The organism is Paenibacillus sp. FSL L8-0644 (assembly GCF_038008165.1).
GTDB lineage: Bacteria > Bacillota > Bacilli > Paenibacillales > Paenibacillaceae > Paenibacillus > Paenibacillus polymyxa_D.
Genome location: NZ_JBBOYN010000001.1, coordinates 2,128,367 through 2,150,437, shown reverse-complemented (window position 1 = coordinate 2,150,437; position 22,071 = coordinate 2,128,367). Strand labels below are relative to the sequence as shown.

15 protein-coding genes are annotated in these 22,071 nt (G+C 45.0%); 8 read left to right on the top strand and 7 right to left on the bottom strand.

What is annotated here, in order from left to right; translation table 11 throughout:
- Positions 1–122: 122 nt before the first annotated feature.
- A complete protein-coding gene (locus tag NSS94_RS09830) occupies positions 123–3,818 on the top strand; it encodes a non-ribosomal peptide synthetase family protein (protein WP_341039227.1) in 3,696 nt (1,231 codons plus the stop codon).
- Positions 3,819–3,937: 119 nt separating this feature from the next.
- Positions 3,938–4,936: a polysaccharide deacetylase family protein gene (locus NSS94_RS09825; RefSeq protein ID WP_069011374.1), complete on the top strand. Its 999-nt coding sequence runs from the start codon at positions 3,938–3,940 to the stop codon at positions 4,934–4,936.
- A gap of 91 nt (positions 4,937–5,027) precedes the next feature.
- Here NSS94_RS09825 and NSS94_RS09820 read toward each other — a convergent pair whose 3' ends face one another.
- Together NSS94_RS09820 and NSS94_RS09815 are read right to left on the bottom strand one after the other, a co-directional pair.
- The gene (locus NSS94_RS09820; protein ID WP_209948001.1) at positions 5,028–5,648 is read right to left on the bottom strand and encodes a TraX family protein; all 621 of its coding nucleotides are present in this window, start codon (positions 5,646–5,648) and stop codon (positions 5,028–5,030) included.
- Positions 5,649–5,670: 22 nt separating this feature from the next.
- Positions 5,671–6,348 (bottom strand): CBS domain-containing protein, encoded by a 678-nt coding sequence (locus NSS94_RS09815; protein ID WP_049816861.1) that lies wholly within the window; start codon positions 6,346–6,348, stop codon positions 5,671–5,673.
- Between the two features lie 219 nt (positions 6,349–6,567).
- Between NSS94_RS09815 and fsa the strand changes: the two genes are divergently transcribed.
- From fsa to NSS94_RS09800, 3 genes are all read left to right on the top strand, one after another.
- Positions 6,568–7,215: a fructose-6-phosphate aldolase gene (gene fsa / locus NSS94_RS09810; protein ID WP_013309811.1), complete on the top strand. Its 648-nt coding sequence runs from the start codon at positions 6,568–6,570 to the stop codon at positions 7,213–7,215.
- A gap of 197 nt (positions 7,216–7,412) precedes the next feature.
- Positions 7,413–7,868, top strand: coding sequence for a MarR family winged helix-turn-helix transcriptional regulator (locus NSS94_RS09805; protein ID WP_029516787.1), 456 nt, complete (start codon positions 7,413–7,415; stop codon positions 7,866–7,868).
- Position 7,869: 1 nt separating this feature from the next.
- Entirely contained in the window at positions 7,870–9,069 is a 1,200-nt protein-coding gene (locus NSS94_RS09800) for an MFS transporter (protein ID WP_029516786.1), read from the top strand.
- 92 nt (positions 9,070–9,161) lie between these two features.
- On the opposite strand, the gene NSS94_RS09795 is transcribed toward NSS94_RS09800, so the two are convergent.
- Positions 9,162–10,472 (bottom strand): MFS transporter, encoded by a 1,311-nt coding sequence (locus NSS94_RS09795; RefSeq protein ID WP_029516785.1) that lies wholly within the window; start codon positions 10,470–10,472, stop codon positions 9,162–9,164.
- Positions 10,473–10,562: 90 nt separating this feature from the next.
- Entirely contained in the window at positions 10,563–12,281 is a 1,719-nt protein-coding gene (locus NSS94_RS09790) for a methyl-accepting chemotaxis protein (RefSeq protein WP_069011371.1), read from the bottom strand.
- 272 nt (positions 12,282–12,553) lie between these two features.
- Here NSS94_RS09790 and NSS94_RS09785 point away from each other — a divergent pair, with 272 nt between their 5' ends.
- The gene (locus NSS94_RS09785; protein WP_341039226.1) at positions 12,554–13,507 is read left to right on the top strand and encodes a serine hydrolase domain-containing protein; all 954 of its coding nucleotides are present in this window, start codon (positions 12,554–12,556) and stop codon (positions 13,505–13,507) included.
- A gap of 144 nt (positions 13,508–13,651) precedes the next feature.
- Here the strand turns inward: NSS94_RS09785 and yicI are convergent, their stop codons facing one another.
- A complete protein-coding gene (gene yicI, locus NSS94_RS09780; protein WP_341039225.1) occupies positions 13,652–15,976 on the bottom strand; it encodes an alpha-xylosidase in 2,325 nt (774 codons plus the stop codon).
- Positions 15,977–16,156: 180 nt separating this feature from the next.
- Here yicI and NSS94_RS09775 point away from each other — a divergent pair, with 180 nt between their 5' ends.
- Positions 16,157–17,077, top strand: a complete 921-nt coding sequence (locus NSS94_RS09775; protein ID WP_029516781.1) for an AraC family transcriptional regulator — start codon at positions 16,157–16,159, stop codon at positions 17,075–17,077.
- 15 nt (positions 17,078–17,092) lie between these two features.
- Here the strand turns inward: NSS94_RS09775 and brnQ are convergent, their stop codons facing one another.
- Positions 17,093–18,451 carry a branched-chain amino acid transport system II carrier protein gene (gene brnQ / locus NSS94_RS09770; protein WP_069011368.1) on the bottom strand — a complete coding sequence of 453 codons (1,359 nt, stop codon included), beginning with the start codon at positions 18,449–18,451 and terminating at the stop codon, positions 17,093–17,095.
- 544 nt (positions 18,452–18,995) lie between these two features.
- On the opposite strand from brnQ, the gene NSS94_RS09765 reads away from it, so the two are divergent.
- Entirely contained in the window at positions 18,996–20,270 is a 1,275-nt protein-coding gene (locus NSS94_RS09765) for an oligosaccharide MFS transporter (RefSeq protein WP_341039224.1), read from the top strand.
- Positions 20,271–20,365: 95 nt separating this feature from the next.
- Here NSS94_RS09765 and NSS94_RS09760 read toward each other — a convergent pair whose 3' ends face one another.
- Entirely contained in the window at positions 20,366–22,069 is a 1,704-nt protein-coding gene (locus NSS94_RS09760; RefSeq protein WP_341039223.1) for a methyl-accepting chemotaxis protein, read from the bottom strand.
- Positions 22,070–22,071: the final 2 nt, after the last annotated feature.

Below are 22,071 nucleotides of genomic sequence, written 5' to 3'. Positions count from 1 at the left end.
AATTTCATAGTTAATCATTCATTCGGTAATGCCTCCCTCCTGTTCATGCATTTGAAGGGAGCGAGGCATTTACTGAGTTTACCATTTATATTAAGACATCATACATTCAGGAGGTTAGCGTAATGGCTTCATTACTACAAAACAGTACACAGACAACCCCTTCCCCATTCCTAGTTCCCTTGGATTATGCACGTATACAACGCAAGCATACATCCTCTACTTATCAAGTAGAGTTAGAAGCGTCCATCTCGGAACAATTAAATCAGCAAAAAACTGCGGGAGACAAACAAGCGTTGCTCTTATCAGCATATACTGCATGGGTATATCGCCTTTCCGCAGAAGAAGAAGTTTCTTTTTCTACTTTCGTGCCACAAACTGGTCTGCTTACAGCTTCGCTGACAGTCGAAAAGGAAACGACTTTTCATGAACTAGCAGACTTATTTCAGGAGATGCTCCGTGAGCCAAGTGCATACCTTGCGGAACCACAAGCCGATACTTCATTTTCGACAAATCTGCCTACGGACAGCGGTGTAGAATCCCGTATTATGGATTGGGCTGTCAGTGAACACAATGGCGCTTATCAAATACAGATACGATATGATCAATCACTCTTGCTGGAAACAACGGTTGTCCGATACGCAGAATACTTTGAAACCCTTTTGCGTGGCGCGCTAACCAACAGCCATGCACCTGTGAATTCAATTGATATATTATCGGATGCAGATCGAGCTGCTCACGAAGCTTTAAATAATACAGTCGTGAAATATCCTGAGCATCAAACTATTCATGGAATGTTTGAGGAGGCGGCTTCACAATACCCTGATCGTCCGGCTATTGCTTCCCACACTGGAGAGTACACGTACCGTGAGTTGAACGAACGCGCTAACCAAGTCGCACGTGTCTTGTTATCCAAAGGTCTTACCAAAGGTGAATTCGTGACCATCTTCATGGAACGGAGCTTAGAGACCGTTATTTCACTGCTTGGTATCCTAAAAGCCGGAGGCGTATATGTACCTGTTGATCCCGCCCACCCCGCTGACCGGAGTAGCTACATTGTCGAAGACACGCGTTCTCCTTTTGTATTAACAACTTCCGCACTTATGGAACAAGCGACTGAACTGTGCGGTTCTATTGAAACGGTAAAAGAAATTTTAGCTATTAACGGGCCGCTGGCAGGCTATGCTGCAAGCAATCCGAACGTTCGTGTAAGTCCGGATGATCTAGCTTATGTCATCTATACATCCGGCTCTACAGGCAAACCGAAAGGTGCCCTGATCGCTCACCGCGGTGTTGTTAACCTAGGAGCTGTCGTGCAACGCGATTGCGACATTACACCTCAGGATGTATTGACCCAATTTGCAACCTACAGCTTTGATGCATCCGTTTGGGATACCATTGGAGCCTTGTTTTACGGTGCAAAATTGTACTTGCTGTCTTCTGAAGAGCGTGTATCTGTTGAAGAATTCGCTGAAGCCATTGCACGTACAGGCACGACGATTATTACCATTTTGCCAACTGTATTCTTTAATCAGCTATCTACGTACTTGTCAGACGAAGGCTATCGCAAACTCGCTAAGGTACGGATTGTTACTGTAGCAGGCGAAGCGCTGTACGGCTCCCAAGTTCGAGCGTTCCAAAGCAAGTTCGGTACAGATACCGACATCGTAAACGTATACGGACCGACCGAATGCACCGTAGCGACAACGACCCATCGGGTCCGTGGTGCCGTGCCTGAGCATGTCGTCAATATCCCGATCGGCAAGCCGATTTACAATTACAAAGTGTATATCGTTAACGATGATAACAAGCTCTGCCCAGTCAATATTCCGGGTGAAGTATGTATTGCTACTCCTGCATTGGCCCATGGTTATCTCCATCAGCCAGAACGTACAGCGCAATCGTTCGTGGACAATCCTTTTGTTCCGGGTGAAAAAATGTACCGCTCGGGTGATATCGCCAAGTTGCTGCCAGACGGTACGATTGAATACGTAAGCCGCAAGGATTCGCAGCTCAAAATTCGTGGAAATCGGATTGAAATCGGAGAAATTGAAGACCATTTTTCCAAACATCCAGGTGTTCAGGACGTCGCTGTGGTAGCCGTCAAAGATCACACAGATCAGAACATGCTAGTTGGCTATTTCACCACTTCGGATGGACAATCTATTCCACAGGACGTTATTCAGTCTTATATTGGGGGCAAGCTGCCTTCTTATTTTGTACCGAGTCATGTCGTTCATTTGGAAGCTATGCCAATTTCACCAACTGGCAAGATCGATCGCAAAAAGCTGGCCCTGCGACCACTACCGGAAGCGTCTGATCTTTCATTTGGCGGGGAACCTCTCCGAGAAGGAACCGAAACACTCATTGCCGAAGCATGGACTCAAGTGCTTGGTAAAAATAACATTGGCGCTACCGATGATTTCTTCCTGATCGGGGGCGATTCGCTTCGTGTCATCCATGTGCTGGCTATTTTGAAGCCGCGTTATGGCGCGCTGCGCATCGGAGATTTTTTCCGCTACAAAACCGTTCGTGAGCTTGCTGAATACGTGGAACAATTAGGTACGGAACAAATGCCGCAACGCAAGCCACTCGCGATTTCTCAAGAAAAAATGGACTTGAATGAGCATCCTATTGAGTTATCTGGTGCTTCTGACTTAGCTGAAGTCCGCGACTTGCGCGTGATTTTGTTGACCGGTGCTACAGGCTATCTGGGCTCGCACATTTTGTATGACCTACTTCAACGAACAGAAGCCAAAGTATACGCGATGGTACGCCCTTCTCAGAACGGTCCATCCGGTATTGAGCGTATTCAGTCCGTATTGACAGGATATTTTGGACAAGATGTCTCCAGCCTGATCGAAGGACGGGTAAAGGCTGTCTATGGGGATCTGGAGCAAGCTGATCTGGGTCTCTCTTCCCTCGACCGCCATATGCTGGAGCACCAAATCGACGGCATCATTCACAGCGCCGCTGACGTTCGCCATTTTGGTGATTCTGCAGCCTTCGATCGCACGAATGTGACCGGAACACTGGAACTGTTGAAAATCGCTCAAGCCAAGCCAGGAGTATCCTTCCATCATGTCTCCACTATGGGAATACCGGAGGATCTTGCTAACGAAGGAAAATGGGAGTCGGCATTGGAGCTTTCTGCCTTCCCAGACGAACTGAATGTGGACAACCTGTACACGAATAGTAAACTGGCTGCGGAGAAGCTGTTGTTCCAAGCAACTCAAGCGGGTACGCCTGTCTCGATCTATCGCGCGGGTAATTTGACAGCCCATTCGGCCAACGGACGCTTCCAGCGAAATATTGATAGCAATGCTTATTATCGTATGATGAAGGCGATGCTGCTGCTGGGCAAAGCGCCACAAGCCGATTGGCATACGGACTTCACACCGATTGATTACGCCAGCCGTGCTATCGTAGAGCTGTCTGTTCATCAAAAAAGCGCAAACCGTATTTTCCATATCTGCAATCCGAACCCACTGCCATATGATGAACTGATCGCTATGGTAAACCAACTCGGTTACGCAGTAGAAACCCTGCCTTTTGACGATTACAGCGCCTGGTTGCTAAATCCGTCTTCCGGCATTCAGGAGGATGCACTTCACCTTGCTATGGGACAACTGGAAGGTGACGGAGCCAAGGATTCAGCTTACCGTTACGGATGCTCTGTAACCACAGCTCTGCTGGAACAAGCTGGCGTTCAATGCCCGGCAACCGACCTGAATTTTATTCGGAACATGATCCAGCATGCCGTCGAGATCGGTTACTTCCCGACCTCTTCACCGGTATCTGTAAAAGCTACACAGAGGTAACAAAGTTGTGATATTTCCCCCGCGTGTTTTCGGTATGATAGACTAGATTTTGCTAGTTTCATATCTAGTATAAACCTCTATACTTTCAGAATTTTTTTGCATGCGGGGGATGTCATTCAATGAAACACACTTTTTTTAAAAGAACGTTGCTGATCATAAGTTTGTTGGCTATTTTAGGAATTTTGGTGTATGAAGCACGTAGCATATACCACACACCTACAGTTAAAGGGGCTCATCGTACACGCACAGCTAATGCAGATCGACTGGTACGCCATTTATTTTCAATGACGCCTACACCAGATAAAGTATATTACCAAAACAAAGTAATTGTCCTGATGTATCATGAGGTGACCAAGACTCCACCTGATCCCGGTGCTCTCAAGCTTAGTAATTTAACGAGGCAGTTGGACGAAATGAAAGCTAACGGCTTCCACTGGATCACGATGAAAGAGTATACGGATTTTATTTTACATAAAGCCAAGGTTCCTGATAATGCGGTACTTATGACATTCGACGATGGCTACGAGTCCTTTTATACGGACACTTTTCCTGTGTTGAAAAAGTACCAGGTACCGGCAACCAATTTTCTCATCACGTCCACGATCAGCAATCCCAAACATATTGGTATTCCAAAGCTGACATGGGATCAAATTCATCAGATGCATGCTGAAGGCATTGATTTCTACAATCATACCAATGACCAGCATGCTTACGGATACTCCAACACAGCGCGCACCCAACAAAAGCCGCTTCTGATGGCTCCAGTGTATTCGAAAAAGCTGGGGCGAATGGAAACCGAGGATGAGTTCAAACAGCGAGTTTCTACCGATTTGGACATGGCTGACAAGAAGCTGTTCAAGCATCTACACAATGATCAGAATGTACTTGCCTTCCCTTATGGTGGGTATACCAAGGAGACGATGGAAATTTGCCGTTCCTTGGGTATTGACGTTACGTTTACGGTGAAACGCGGGATTAACTCGCCAGGGCAAACGAACGGCTATCGCGTCAATGCAGGTGGAATACACAATATTCCCGAAGTATTGGTGCAATACATGAAGGAAGGTGCTCCCCTTCGCCCACTTCCTTTTGCTCAAGGTCCCAACAAGGTATCCTAAACGTTGGCTAGCTTATTGAAGGATAAAAAAGAACCTTTAAAACCATTTTATGTCGTGGTTTTAAAGGTTTTTTTAATGTATGAGATGTAGATTAGGGCCAGATGCGAATTGCCGCGATAACAGCCAGATGTACCGGGTAAAAGCTACGCCACAACCAACGCGGTACCCGACTATAAAATCCGCTTTCTCCAGTTGCAAAACATACGATCAGAATACTGGACAGCAGACTAAAGTGCTGAAGATTCGCGTGATGCACCATATCATACACTACGTTCAAAACAAAATGGGCTGCAATCATCATATATGAACGGGTGTATCGATAAATCAGAACCAACAGCAGTCCATAGGCTCCGTAATCCATCTGGCTGAGCTCCATAACCAGAGCTGAGACGACGTACAGGCACGTTACAGCCGTCCAATGCTTTAAGCGGGATGCAGCAGCCAACGCAAGCAACGAGGCCAATAGCGTCCAGATTACGTTCGGTCTAAGCACATCAAACGCCAGCATATAGGGCACCTGAGAAATCAGAGCCAGTCCGAGTAGACGGAGCATGTAGCTCTGCATGTCTCGGGTATGAGTATATCCCGCATACAGCGCGTACGCGTAGATTGGAAAAGCAAGCCTGCCGGCAATTCTCCAAGCCGGATCCGTCGGAAAAAACACAAGTCCGACATGGTCAATCAGCATCGTCAGCATGGCCAACCAGTACATACAAGGCCCCCTTATTTATGTTTTACGTTTTATCTTCTGTCAAGCTCAGAATGGCGTTCATGATGTCCGTTTTCGTAACCCGCCCTACCAACTCCCGAATTGGAGTTGAGGAGCTACATTGCTCGTCCAAAACTGGAAGACAATTGACCTGATGCCGAATCAGTTTCGATATCGCTTCCAGTAAAGTGTCTTCTGGAGCAAGCGTCGTCATTTGGGCCCGGCGCGTCATTGCCATGGTCACCGGGACGGTGTGAAGATCGGTATGCCCCAGCATGACCTTCAGCAAATCCTTGCGGGTAACAATTCCAATGAGCTCCTGCTCCTCTCCTGTGACCATCAGGGTGCCTGTATTTTGCTGAAACAGCATCAGCACCGCATCATAGGCGGTCGTGTCACCGGAAATCAAAATCGGATCACTAAGTATATCCGCCACCGTCAGCTTTTTGAGCATGTTGCCGATATGACTATCATATTTAGGATGACGCCCTGGCAGGTAGCCTACCTTCGGCTTGGCATCCACCAGTCCGAGCATAACGAGCAGAGCAAGGTCAGAACGGAGAGTCGGACGCGTCAATCCCAGTGTTTCAGCAATTTTATCCCCCGTAACAGGTGCCAGACGCTGGACAATATCAACAATTTCCCGCTGTCTTTCAGACAGTTGAATAATGATTACCTCCTTATGGAGTGGGGTAGAATACATTATAAAGAGTATAGATCGGTAAATTTCAGGCATCTTCCGACAATTCATCAAATTTTAATCATACACCGCTTGTTTTCAAATTTAAAATGTGTCACAATTAAGAATGTAATACATACTAATTATAAGTTTAACGTGTGCAATATGCTACATTTATAATGAACTATTGTACATCGCGTGTGATATGTATTATGTATTATATAAACCTGAGGAGGAAATCAAATGAAATTTTTCTTGGATACTGGTAACATTGAAGAAATCAAACGTATTGAACGTTTGGGTCTGGTTGATGGTGTAACAACGAACCCTTCACTGATCGCTAAGGAAGGTCGAGTGTTCAAGGAAGTCATTCAGGAGATTTGCAGTATCGTTGAAGGTCCCGTAAGTGCTGAGGTTATTGGTCTGAAGGCTGAAGATATGCTCAAAGAAGCTTATGATATCGCCAAGTGGGCACCGAACGTGGTTATCAAGCTTCCTATGACTGAAGATGGCTTGTATGCTTGTAACGAGCTGACCAAGAACGGAATCAAAACGAATGTAACACTGATTTTCTCCGCGGCTCAAGGTTTGATGGCAGCCAAAGCTGGCGCTACTTTTATCAGCCCGTTCGTAGGACGTCTGGATGATATCGCTGTTGATGGTATGAAGCTGATTCGTGAACTGAGACAAATTTTGGACATTCATGGTCTGAAATCTGAAATCATCGCCGCATCCATCCGCAATATTAAGCATGTAGAAGATGCTGCTCTGTCTGGTGCACATATTGCCACCATTCCAGGTTCCTTGCTCCCTTCTCTGTGGAAACATCCGCTGACAGACAGCGGTATCGAACGCTTCCTGAAGGACTGGGAAACTGTACCAAAAGCTTAATTCGCCAGTCATGGCAAACGATATTATATCAACCCAAACAGCCCGTATTTTACGGGCTGTTTTTTTTGCTGTAGTGATAGCAGAACCCAAAACGCTGAACAACTTTTTTTGACAAAATAACTTGTTGTTCATATAATTGTTATAACAACTAATTAATTTCAAAGTAATTTATGTACGGGAAACAGAAAGGAGTACCTATGAATAACTTGCCTCCCGATTGTTCCATTGGGATGTTGCTCGGGATTACTCACCGCAAAATGAGTCAGCAGCTCTTGCAGCGCCTCAAACCTTATGATATTTCCCCAGAGCAATGGTCGGTTCTGTTCCAAATCTATCAGGCTGAGGGTTTAAATCAGAAAGAAATTGCAGCTAAGGCCGTGAAGGACCAGCCTACCACGACTCGAATTATTGATTTGTTGGACAAGAAGGGCTGGGTACGGCGTGTAAATAGCCCACAGGATCGTCGGGCCTATTTGCTTCATCTGACTGAAACAGGCCGACAGCTTGTGGAGAAGACTCTTCCTGTCGAACTTGATACCAATCACGATTTTGTAAAAGGAATTTCCTCGGCCGATCTGAAGCAATTCCGCCGGACTCTTTTACAAATTCACGCCAACATGACCGAATCAGAAAAACAAGGAGAGAACGATTAATATGCAACAAGGCAAGCAACCTCTTTGGACCAAGGAATTTATCGTTCTTACGGTTTCCAATTTATTTTTGTTTCTGGAATTACAGATGATCCTATCTTCCATTCCTTCTTATGTGAAAAATACATTCCACGCTAGTTCCGTTCAGGTGAGTCTCGTTACCACCTTATTCGCTTTAAGTGCGATTGCAGCACGACTCTTTTCAGCCCGTATGCTGGAAAAGGGACATCGCAGTACCCTGATCTTCGTGGGACTGCTGTTTGCATTGGCAGGAACGCTGGGGTACAGTGTTTCGCCAACGATTACAGTGCTTCTGCTCATGCGGATGTTATTTGGGATTGGCTTCGGTATGAGTAGCACGGCCTTTCCAACGATGGCCTCTGACGTCATCCCGCCCAAACGTCTCGGTGAAGGAATGGGCTTCTTTAGTCTGTCCACTAGTCTAGCGATGTCGATTGGGCCGACCATCGGCATTTCGATGCTTCAATACGGGAGTTTCAACCTGCTTGCCTATACGACAGCAGCTGTAATTGTTGTGATATTCCCGTTGGCTTACTGGCTGATTCGTACACTACCCAAAGGGCACATCGAACCACCTATGGTTCCTTTGGAAGAAGGGCGAAAACCGGCATTTAACCGTAAATTGTGGGTTCCCGCCTTGTTGAACATGCTGATGTCTATCACATATGGTGGATTACTCGGCTTTATGGCGCTTTACGGGGATGAAGCAAATCTGGCACATCCGGCCTACTTTTTCCTGTTTAATGCGGTATCCGTGCTGATCGTGCGTCCCTTCTCGGGCCGTATTTATGACAAAAAAGGGGCAAAAGCACTGCTCATCCCTGGCTCCCTGTTTTTAATTGGCGGTCTGATCCTGCTTTCCTACGCACACAGTGATGTCTTCATGTATATGTCTGCTCTTTGCTACGGTATCGGGTTTGGTGTCATGCAGCCGACCCTCCAAACCTGGATGATTCAGGTCGTGTCTCCTAAACAGAGGGGCATGGCAAACGGTATGTTTCTCAATTCCCTCGATTTCGGGGTTGCAGCCGGAGCGCTTATACTTGGCATTATCGCCAAAGCAAGTGATTATGCGTGGATGTACCGTCTTTCCTCGCTGTTTGTTGTACTGTTCTTACTAATCTATGTCATACAAATCGTTGTGAGCCGCAAGCCTAAGACGCATCTCCCTCTAGAAGGGTAGACTATATTTTACAAATGAACATTAGCTCTTACTTGCTTAGTTATCAAAAACACCCGTTGCCATGGTTTCATGGACAATGGGTGCTTTTTCATTTATTTCGCAGGAGTTTTGCGTCTTAGCTTGGGAGAACGAGGCTTTTCCCGGGACACGCTTGTTTGCTCCTCATTTACACTCATACGGTCCGTGGATTTGTCATCTGTGGGTTCATCCTGCTTGGGTCTGACCGCAAACAGCATCAGCAGAGCTGCAATGCCTCCCACTGCGGCCATCACGCCAAAGAGCAGACCATGTCCACTGCTGCCCAGCAGCAAGGATACAACCGGAGGGCCTAGTGACACCCCGACAAAGCGCATGCTGCTATACAGGGCAGTAATGGTTCCGCGTTCCTCTTTTTCAATTCCCTTTGTAATGAGAGAATCCAAACAAGGCAGCGCAAGCCCAATTCCGCCGCCCCCTAACGTAAACAGTCCGATCACCGCATAAATATTTTGGATAAATCCGAGAATGGCAAAGCTGATCGTCAATATGGCCAAACCACTAAAACCGATCCACTTCATACGCTTTTTGTGCTTGCCGATGATCTTGCCTCCTACATAAGAACACAGACAGAGGGAAATCAGCGGAATGGCTAACACAAAACCTTTCCACACTCCATGGAGGTTGTAACGACTTTCCAAGATGTCGGATAAGTAGAACAAGACGCCAAAAATGACAAACATACAAATGCCGCCCATAGCGAAAATAGCATAGAGCCAACGTCCTTTTTCGGCAAGCACCCGCTTCACATTTCCCACAAACTCCCGAAACATAATCGGTTGGTTCTTACGCTTAGGCACATGGATCAGCCAAAGCACCAAAATGAGCGAAATCAGACAGAGGCCTGGAATTACGGCCAGTGGCAAAAACCATAGAACAGCTCCCAATGCGGCACCGAGTATCGGACTTAGCACTTTGCCAAATGTGTTGTAAGTCTCGACGACCCCCAGGTTCTTACTGGCCTCATCCTCATTCTCGTACAGATCACCCACAAGCGGAATGACTATAGGAAAAGCCCCTGCCGCTCCCGCACCCTGAAGTAGACGGCCTGCAATAATGGTCCAGTATGCTGCCGAATCGTGAAGCAGCCATGCTCCCGCTGCAGAAATCCCCCCACCAATCACTGTCAGAATCAGACAGGGAACAATCACCGCCTTACGGCCAAATCGGTCGGAGAGATAGCCCGCAATCGGTATCAGTAAAATGGCCACCACCGCATATACTGTAATCAACATGCTAATCCGAAAAGAGCTTACATGTAGCTTACGTCCGATTTCCGGTAACACAGGAATCAGCATGGAATTACCCAGCGTCATCATCAGCGGGATGGAACCTAACGCAAGCAGATTCCCCTTATTTTGTTGCATCCCGTTACCACCTTTGCAAAAGTAATAACACAGCTGTTCAGATTTGTTCAACAGATGTTATTGTGTTTACATTGGTGGGGATTTATACGGCTACACTTTAAATCCACCGACCCTTGCATTCAGCAGTTGCGACATATCCGCCAGTGTATGAATAGATGATGCAATTTCCTCCATGGAAGCCAGTTGCTCTTCAGCCGCCGCACTGACGCTCTGGGTTCCTCCTGCCGACTGCTCTGCTACTTCACGAATACGTTCTACTGCTTCCACCATTCGCTCTGATCCGCCGGACATTTGTTCTACGGACCGGTTTACATTGTGAATCTGTTCGCTGACCTGTTGAATGGAACTTCCAATCTGACGAAATGCGGTTTCTGCGGATTGCATGACCTTTACGCCAGACTGCACTTCAACCGTCCCTGTCTGCATACTGGAAGCGACATTTCCAACATGCTCCTGAATATTTTGCACAAATTGTGTGATTTCTGCTGCTGAAACCGATACCTGCTCGGCCAATCTTCTTACCTCAGAGGCTACAACTGCAAATCCTTTGCCCTGCTCTCCGGCTCTTGCCGCTTCAATCGACGCATTGAGCGCCAGCATTCCTGTCTGTTTAGCAATTCCAGTAATAACAGCTCCAATCATGCCAATCTGTTCGGCCTGTTCACTAAGTGAACGTACAGCACGTGCAGAGCTGTCTACACTTTCGCTTACCTTCTCCATCTGACGCATAGCCTGACCTATAGATTGTTCCCCTGCTTCTGCATCTTTAGCGGCTGTATCAGACAACTCATATACCTGCTGGCTCGTAGCTGCAATATGCTCCAGTTCGTGGGCAAGCTCTTTCACAGTATCTGTAGTTTGTGTAATATCGTCGACCTGATGCTCCATACCAGCCGCTAATTCTTCCATTACACCGGAAGTATGACGATTGGCCTGATTCATTTCCTCTGTACTTACGCTAACCCGTTCTGCGGTTACGGTTAATGTACGCGCCGTATCCTGAGCATCCACTATAATACTGCGGAATCCCTCAATAAGCTTGTTGTAGGAGCTTGCAATCATACCGATTTCGTCTTTGGACGTAATATCCAGTCGGCTACGCAAATCTCCCCCACCTTCAGACATTTCCAACAGTTGCTCATTCATATGGTGTAATGGACGAATTGAACGAATCAGAACGATGGATTGAAAAATACTGTAAATGATAACCAGAAGCCCTACAATACTCGTAATCAAGGATGTATTCGTCATCGTTTGGTGCGCTTGCTGTACTTTCACCGTCACCATATCCTCTTGAGCTTTGACGAAGGCTACTACCTTGGTATCAAGTTGCTTGCGCAACACCCGTTCGTTTTCAAAATCATCGAGCAAATCAGAAAATGGCGGGAAAGCGTCATCTCTTGTACTCTGATACCCCGCTGTAGTCAGTAAACGATGAACTTGATTCATATAGGTATTAATCCCCGTCTTGAGATCAGTCATCTTTTTACTAGAATCCTCATTGCCTGTACTAAGCAGAGCTTCTGTCTCCTGTAGCAACTTTGCAACTTCACTTTGCTTGTTTCCGATCTCTTTCCCATACTGTTCGTCACGAGTTAGCAAATATGCCCGCTCATCATTAGATATGCCGTTTAACAAAAATTGAAGAGACTTCGAGTTATACGCAATAGCCTCTTCACGATTCATAATATCCTTGTACTCATTCTCACTATGTACGCTTAAAATGTAATTGGTCAGCAGCATTGCTGCAATCACACTCGGGATCAGTATCGCGCTAAGAATCATTTTGGCCTTAATCGTTAAATTCATGAATCGGTCCCCCAGTTATTTCTGAATAAAATGTCCAACTTACTATATATCGTTTTATTCGATTGTTTTTTTGAATGAAATAGAAAATAGTGTATAGATTTTTAAATATATTTATGTCTATTCAGTGAACATATATATCTTTTTTAATATCAAAAAACAAAAAAATTCAAAATTAGGTAAATGAACTGTTTTCAATTTGTACTCTTCGAATTTCAGACTATTTAAATGATATACTATGTATTGGTATAGCATAAGCCTCAAGGAGGATCTGCATGAACAGTCTGGAGCTCAAACCGCTTATTCACGTGCTTAACGAGTTGGAAACCCGCAGCTGCCTTATTGAGCAGCAGGGTAACATGATCTTGAATTACTATCGTGAACCTCAAATTGCTAACGAACTCTATAAAATAAATTCCTGCACCAAAAGCGTGATTTCTGCATTAGTTAGTATCGCTATGAACCAGCAACAGGGACCGAAACCGGAGACGCCGATCCTCGAATTCTTTCCCCAGTTGGCCACAGATAGTGATTCTCGAAAACATGATATTACGATTGAACATCTGCTGACGATGTCCGCAGGCTTTAACTGGACGGAGTTTGGCGGACAAAACTCTTTTCCTACCATGAGCAAAACGTCAGACTGGGTGCAATTTGTACTTTCACAGCCATTATCGGATGTGCCAGGCACGCGAATGGAGTACAGTTCTGGCTGTTCTCAACTTTTGGCCACCATACTACGTCATGTTTCTGGACAAACAGTTGCTGAATTTGCCGAACAGCAATTATTCCAACCGCTCGGTATCGAAAGCTACCATTGGGAAACCGATCCTCAGGGCACTCATACGGGAGGCTTCGGACTGCATCTCAGGCCAATGGACATGCTCAAATTCGGGCAGCTTTACCTGAATGAAGGAGGCTGGGAAGGACGGCAGATCATCCAAGCAGAGACGGTTCGATATTCAACCCGTCCGTTTCTCCCTGCTGCCAAACCACAAAAAGCATTTTACGGATGGCACTGGTGGACTTCTTCCTTTTCAGATGGAACAGATACAGGAGGTGAAACGGACTATTTTTACGCTCTCGGCTTTGGTGGGCAATATATTGTTGTCGTCCCGTCGTATGACATGGTTGTTGTCGTTACCGCCGATAAATTCAAAAAGAAACGGACTCCTGTGGATATTTTCCGGCAGTATATTGTACCGCTACTACTCCAGCAGAATGGATAGGAGTAGATAACCAATGCTAAAAGTTGCAACTGATTCTATCAAAAATCTGCATCAAAAAGGGCTTGCCTGTTGGATCAGGCAAGCCCTTTCTTTACATATAATCGCTACATTGTGACATACTTCATCCACTTTCTAGCGCCTTACCTAGCCCAAGTGAATCGTAAGCTCTTGCTGTCCACTGGAAGCTGGTGTAATAATTACACCCTGTTCTCCCGACTGGCTGCTGCCTTGCTCCACTTGAACAACCTCGTGGATACCGCGCAGGACGATCGACCATGGTTTAACAGCACCTTCTGCCTTCACTGTAATGACAGAATCCTTGCGGCTGGCAATAACCGTTAACTCTTCTTCACCTGACGTATTCACGATAACCGTTCGAGCCTGTTGCCCCTCACCAAGCTCAAACAAATGAAGCGCCACTTGATCAGCATAATCATAATCCGGACGACTGTCCTCATGACCGATTGCCAACAGTGTGTTCGGCTTCACGAGCAAAGGCAAAGTTGTAAAATCATGATGCTCGTTGACCCAACGACCACCTGACACGCTCTCATTCGTAAGTAAATTTGTCCACTGACCTTCTGGTACATAATACTGTACATTGCCTTCTTTATTAAAGATTGGGGCTACCAAAATGGAATCCCCCAGCATGTATTGCAGATCCAGTGTTGCACAGGTTGGGTCCTGCGGGAATTCCAATACCATAGCCCGCATCATCGGCAGTCCCTTTACCGAGGATTCCACAGCAGAAGGATACAGGTATGGCATTAGCGAGCATTTGAGTTTTGTAAAGCTACGCACCACATCCACTGATTCTTCGTCAAATAGCCAAGGCACGCGATAGGATTCGTTTCCGTGCAGACGGCTATGGGAGGACAGAAGTCCAAATTGTACCCACCGTTTGTATACGTCCGGCGCAGCCGTTAACTCAAAGCCGCTAATATCATGGCTCCAGAAACCGAAGCCGCTCAAACCAAGCGACAAACCGCCTCGTAAGGATTCCGCCATCGACTCATACGTCGACGAGCAGTCTCCTCCCCAGTGAACCGGGAACTGTTGCCCCCCGGCTGTAGCGGAACGTGCAAATAACGCGGCTTCATTTTTACCCAGCTTTTCCTCCAGCACATCAAATACAGCCTTGTTGTACAAATGCGTATAATAGTTATGCATTTTCATCGGATCAGATCCGTCATGATATACCACATGGGTAGGGATGCGCTCGCCAAAATCAGTTTTGAAGCAATCTACCCCCTGATCTACTAACACCTTCAGCTTATCCTGGTACCAGGCGACTGCAGCCGGATTCGTGAAGTCAACCAGCCCCATCCCCGCCTGCCACATATCCCATTGCCACACGCCACCATCGGCGGTTTTGACCAGATAACCATTCTCCATGCCTTCATCAAACAAAATGGATTTCTCAGCAATATACGGATTGATCCATGCACAAATTTTGAGCCCCTTTGCCTTCAATCTTTGCAGCATGCCTTCCGGGTCTGGGAACATGTCTTGATCCCACTGGAAATCGCACCATTGGTATTCCTTCATCCAGAAGCAGTCAAAATGGAATACCGAGAGTGGCAGATCTCGCTCAGCCATCCCGTCCACAAAATGATTCACTGTGGCTTCATCGTAATCTGTTGTGAACGAAGTGGTCAGCCACAAACCAAAAGTCCAGGCTGGTGGTAATGCAGGCTTACCCGTCAGCTTGGTGTAATTGTCCAGTACCTCTTTAGGGTTAGCTCCTCCAATAATAAAATACTCTAACGATTCGCCGGAGACGCTAAACTGAACCTTTGATACATTTTCCGATGCAATCTCATAGGATACCTTTTCCGGATGGTTGACGAACACACCATACCCTTTATTAGATAGATAAAATGGAATGTTTTTATAGGCCTGCTCACTGCTGGTCCCGCCATCTTCATTCCAGATATCGACCACTTGGCCATTTTTTACGAACGGAGTGAAACGCTCTCCGAGTCCGTATACGTACTCACCGATGCCCAGCTCCAGCTGTTCCCGAAAAAAAGGCTGATCCTGCGGGTCTGTAATATAGCCTGGTCCCCGATGTCCGCTACCTGTGACTCTGCGATCCTCGACATAAAAGCCTACGTCCCAGCTCTTTCCACGACCGACTCGCACACTCAGATCGCCGCTTTTCAGTACCGCTGCGTCCTCATCCACCGTAATGCCTACCTCTGTTGGCAAGGTGTGAATTTCAAAATCCGGTCCCTGATGCACCCGTCCCTTATGGTGGTTTAGACGTACCCGAATGACATTCGGCATAGGCGAGCTGTAGGTCGCTTTCAGCAACGCTCCGTTCAGTGTATCTCCTTTATGCTCGATCCGGTGGGTTGCTGCATATACCGTCATGGAAGCATCGTCCGTCACGATATCACGGATTTCAGCAGGATTTTGTATTTCATAGCCCTTGCGAACCAACCAATAGCCATCAGTAAATTTCATCTATTCCTTCCTCCGTCTCAATCTTTATATTCTTGATTCCAAATCGCTTGTTGGATTTTTTCGAAATCCTTACTATAATAATATTGATTTATGTAAGGGTTTACTTCTTTTATTTTGACGTTTTGTATCAATATTTTGATGTTTTCTATATAAATCAGTTTGCCGAAAGGAATCATTGAAATGCAAAGGGAAATGTTACGAGAAAACCGCATTCACGGCAATCCCATGTATCCAGTCAGCGTATATCCGAGCGTAGAGCAATTGAACGGAAATAGTATATTGGAGTCCCATTGGCATGAGGAAATGGAGTTTATCGTAGTGGAACAAGGGACCGCTGTATTTCAGACGGATATGGTCTATACGGAGGTTAGCGAAGGTGAAGCCCTTTTTGTAAACAGTGGCGAGCTTCACGCCGGTTATTTACAAAAAAGTCCTCGCTGTGTATTTTCTGCGGTGGTGTTTCACCCCGACATACTGCACAGCCGCACGCAGGATACGGTGCAGACGCAGTTTATTGACCCATTTATCAGTAAAAAGCTTGTCCCTCCCCCCCACATTCGCGGCGTGCAGCTCTGGGAGCAAGAGGTGCTGGCTGCATTGCGATACATTATCACCAGCCATGAAAAGAATGCGCCTGCCCGTGAACTGGCGACCAAGGCACAGCTCTATAGCATGATCGCCTGCCTGTACCCACACATGACTCCCGCTAACGGAGAGGATGTGATTATGGCGGGTCAGCGCAACAAAGTTGAACGGATCAAAAAAGCGTTGGCGTATATCAACAGTCATGCTCATGAGCCTATACGTTTACGGGAAATCGCAGATGAGATTGGAATGAGCGAGGGACATTTCTGCCGTTTTTTTAAGCAGATGGTTCAGAAAAGCCCGGTAGAATATATCAACTATCATCGGATTCAAAAGGCTTGCAGGTTGTTGGAGCAAAGTGATCGAAAAGTGGTTGATATTGCGCTGGATGTTGGATTTGACAATCTAAGCTACTTTATTGCGACCTTTAAAAAATGGAAAGGCCTGACCCCTTCGCAGTACCGTAAGCAGCACGAAGCAGATCAGGCGCTTGCTGTCCCTTATATAACAGACTGATATGCATAGGATAAATTATTTGTTTTTTTTGGGCTTCATAAGTACTAAAATTATTTTTCTTCCTCTTAATTTAGTAAATATGTAGCCAGCTACACCTCCTAAAACAGAGGGAATTAACCACCCTAACCCTACATTATATAATGGGAGAAAATGGGTGAAAAAATCATTAATTACATTAATTTTTATTCCAGCAGCATTCAAGCCATCAAATAAACTAATGATAAAGGTTAATATCAAACTGCCTTGATATACTTCTGACTTTCCTTTAAATACGGGATGTAAAAAAGTTAAAAATATTAGAGAAATAGCAATAGGATATATTGCCATTAATACTGGCGTTGAAACCTTAATGAGCTGTGTTAAACCTATGTTGGCTACAAGGATACTAAATATAGATAACATGAGAGCGACTCTTTTGTAAGAGACTTTTGGAAATAATCCATGAAAAAAGGAAGAGCAGGAAGTGATAAGCCCCACACTTGTCGTTAAACACGCTACTGTAATCATTAAGCCTAATAGAATAGATCCATAAGATCCAAAATAATAGGAGGAAACCTTAGCTAACACCTCAGCACCATTTCCTAAAATGCCCAGTTTTTCAACACTAGAAGCTCCCATGTATGAAAGAGACGTATAGATAAAAGCTAAGAGTATAACCGCAATTGCTATCGCTTTGCCACAAATGATCATCAGCTCTTTTTTTGTATTAACCCCTCTATCCTTAATCGCATTCACAATGATAATTCCAAAAATAAAGGCTACAAGAGCGTCCAATGTTAAATAACCCTCTTGAAAGCCTTTAAAAAAGACATTGGATGTATAACCCTCCGCAGGTTCTTGGAATTTTCCTATTGGGTGAATAATAGCTACAATCACAAGTAATCCAATGAATGTCAATTTAATGGGTGTTAGGAACTTTCCGATGACATCAATAATTTTTGTAGGATTAAGTGACAACAAACATGCAACTGCAAAAAAAAGGATAGTAAATACAAAAAGTGCGACAGGATGATCTGCATTGTCTGAAAAAAAAGGCTTTACTCCAATTTCAAATGACACACTACCGGTTCTAGGAATTGCATACAAAGGCCCGATGGCTAGATAAAGGATTGTTGTAAAGACAAGACCGAATACAGGATGTACACGACTCGCTAAAGTTTGCAAATTGCTTTTGCCCGAAAAAACAAAGGCTGTGACGGCTAGTAATGGTAAGCCGACACCGGTAACCAAGAAACCCGCATTGGCTATCCATACATTCTTTCCGGCCATTTGCCCAAGCATAGGTGGAAAGATTAGATTCCCCGCGCCAAAAAATAAGGCAAATAGCATTGATCCTATAATGATAATAAAGGACGTAGAAACACTTTTAGACATAATAAATCCTCCAACCACGAACTCACAATATTTTGTTTTTATTCGTTTTCTTTTTAAATTGTATAATATATGTTAATAGGGACGTAGCCCATTGTTACATCCAAAGAACGGTATCTGATTGGCTAGCGTATGTAATCCTCGTGCTTTCGTTCTAACCTGTGCCTTTAGGATGAGTGGGTTTCGTCTTAACTCATCGTTACACAATACTCTATATACGATCAGTGTTTCAAGTAACTTTGTACTTGCAGAAAGAACTCAGTGAGTCTAATGAACTATAAGGGAATTTTACACTTAGGACTTATTTCTTACAAGATGCAGAATTCCTCTTCAACATATTTAAAATAGTTTGAGCCCCAATTTAATCCATATCAGGATCTGCTGTTTTATTCGAATCCTCAACTGATTGAAATAAGCACAGGAAATCTTGGGAAAATGCCCTATGGAAGCAAATGAATACTCCTTACAATTAATAGTATAGACAATGCATATTGACGTTGACGTTAACAACTCATTGAGCGGCTACAATTTGAAGGGGTGCTTAAACATGATGAATTTGGCAAAACGCAACTATTGGTCTCTGAGTATTTTTAACTTCGCTTATCTGTTTACATGGTCTGCTGCCATGTCTTTTTTTGTCATTTGGCTGGGACAAAGCCTGGGAATTTCAGAAACCTACACGGGATTTCTATACGCGGCTAACTCAATCGTGGCCTTGATCATGCAGCCCCTGTTCGGTTACTTATCTGACAAGCTGGGCTTGAGAAAACATCTACTGTACATACTCTTTACAATCCTTTTGCTCGTTGGACCCTTTTTTATCTATGTATACGGTCCATTGCTTCAAACGCAGTTCGTCATTGGTGCCATTGTTGGTGCGCTATTTATCGGCCTGGTATTTAATGCAGGTAACGGTGTCGTCGATTCGTATATGGACAAAGTTTCGCGTAAATATGGCTTTGAATATGGCCGGGTTCGTATGTGGGGTTCACTTGGGTGGGCGGCGGCTACTTTTGTTGCAGGACGAGTCATCAATATCAATGTAAATCTGACCTTCTGGATTGCCTCCGTATCTGCCGTAGTTGCCATGATCTGCATCTTCCTAACCAAAGTCGAAATTTCTGGACAGGAGCAGCAGAAAACAGAATCATTGAAGCTCATTGATGTGCTGCATCTCGTACGTACCACAAAGTTCTGGTTTCTTATGCTATTCATGGTTGGCGTGACCCAAATTTATGAGGTATATGACCAACAGTTTGCCACATACTTCGTATCGCAGTTCAGTTCCAAAGCGGAAGGAAATCAATTCCTTGGCGATTTGAGCGCTGTGCAGGTTTTCCTGGAATTTGTGTTCCTTTTCGTTACCCCTTGGTTTGTGAACAAAACGACCGCCAAATGGGCATTAATTATTGCCGGCTCGATTATGTCTTTGCGTATTATTGGCTCTTCGCTGCCATTCGGTTCCATATGGGTAGCTGCAATGAAGATGATTCACTCCCTGGAGAAACCGCTTATTCTGGTAGCCATCTTCAAATACATTACCGTTAACTTTGACCAGCGCTTGTCCTCCACCATGTATCTACTGTATTTGTTTATGGGCTCCCTGGTAGTTTCCATTTTCTCGCCCATTGTGGGGCATATGTATGAAGTATTAAATTTCCCGATTACTTATGTAATTCTGGGTTCCATTGCAGGCCTATTCACCATCATATCCTGCTTTACACTGACAGCAGACAAGAAGAATGGAGAGCGGTATCTGGAGGAACGCCGTAAACAGGATCTGAAAAGAGCAGCCAAAAAAGCTGAAGCCGTTCATTCGTAATCTAATGGTTTGAGCTTAACAAAACGGCGGCAGTCTAGGAATTCTTTTCTCGTCCAAGGCTGCCGCTCTTAACTCCAGTTGATTTGAAGCTTATTTTAAATCTTGAATACCGACACCGTTTGATTCATCTCTTCCGCCCTCTTGGCAAGCATGTTAGCACCTGCAGACACTTCCTGCATGGATGCAGTTGTTTCCTCGACTACGCTTGCGACTGTTTGAGTAGAATCTGCTGCACGTTCGGAGATTTCAGCAATTTTCTTCATCGATTCCACCATAGAAACGGTTCCTTCATTTACGGATCTTGCTTCTACAGCCGCAGTGTCCACCTCACCGCTCACTTCTTCAACGGCACCTACAATCTCGGAAAAAACGTTACCTACACCTTCGACAAGCATCATGCCTTCATTCAGAGATTGAACGCCTTCATTCATTGAAATCACAACTTCATCTGTTCTTAAGGCAATTTCATTAACCAGAGAAGAGATCTTGCCCGTTGCTTCACTTGCTTGTGCCGACAGATTGCGTACTTCAAAAGCAACAACCGCAAACCCTTTTCCCTGCTCTCCCGCCCTCGCAGCTTCTATACTCGCATTTAGTGAAAGCAAGTTGGTTCGGGCTGCTATATCACTGATCATAGCTGTGATCTGTTTAATCTCCGCCGACTTTTCGCCTAGAATATTTACCACTTCAGCGGATTGAGTTACCTTGGTATGCACATCTCTTATTTGGGAGACAGTCGAAGACATTTGGGTTTTCCCGTTGTTTGCTTTTTCTTGTGCTTGGGTTGTGAGATTAGCCACATGAACAAAGCGATTGGTTATGTTGTCTACACTTTTAGAAACGTCTACCGTGTAATTCAGCGTTTCAGCTATATCTGTAAGCTGTGTCTGAGATCCCTCTGCGACTTGAGTGGCACTTATAGCTATCTGCTCGGTAGCGATGCTTGTCTGTTCCGCACTGGCCGTTAACTGTTCAGCCGTAGAGGCAACCAGCAAGGAATTATCCACAACTTCCTTTAAAAGGTTGCGCAGTGAATCGCACATTTCATTAAAATCAGATGCCAGTTCCCCGACCTCATCTTTTGACCGGACTCTAAGGGGCTCCACTTGCAGGTCCCCCCTCGTTACCAGCTTTATCTGTTCCGCTATCTTTAATATGGGCTTAGTGAACGATTGAGCCAGTAAAAAAGAACCGATAATTCCAAGGATCGTACATATGATAGTCAGAGAAATCATCAAAATTCTACCTGAATGGTAAGATTGACTCGATTGATTAGCGGCATCCGTTGCGTATTGCTCATTAAGTAGCTTCAGTTTATTTACATCTTCTAATGCTGCCTTATAAATAGAAGAATTTCCATGAATGATCATGTAGGCCATCACTTTGTCGTTTTCTTCCATGGCAGCGGAAACCACCTTTAGATGGCGAAGATACATTGCCCACTGACCATAAAAGTTGGTGAACAGTTCTTTTTCCTCTGCCGTAGAGGCTAAACTTTGATATTCATTTACACTCTTATCCATTGAAGCTGTAGCTTTGGTTAGTTCTTCTTGATAAGTACTGCGAACAGCCGCATCCTCTTCAAGTATCAATCGAACGGTGAGTCTATCAATTTCTGTAATCTGCTTATCCATACCTTGAAGAAGAATAACCGCGGGTAAAGACCTGTTATTTACCTTGTCAGAAGCCTCACCCATTTCCGACATCTTAATGACGCCTATAACACTTGAAAGGGACAGTACGATAACCAGTATGAGCGCTGCACTAATTATTTTTTTCTTTAACGTTAATTTAAACATCT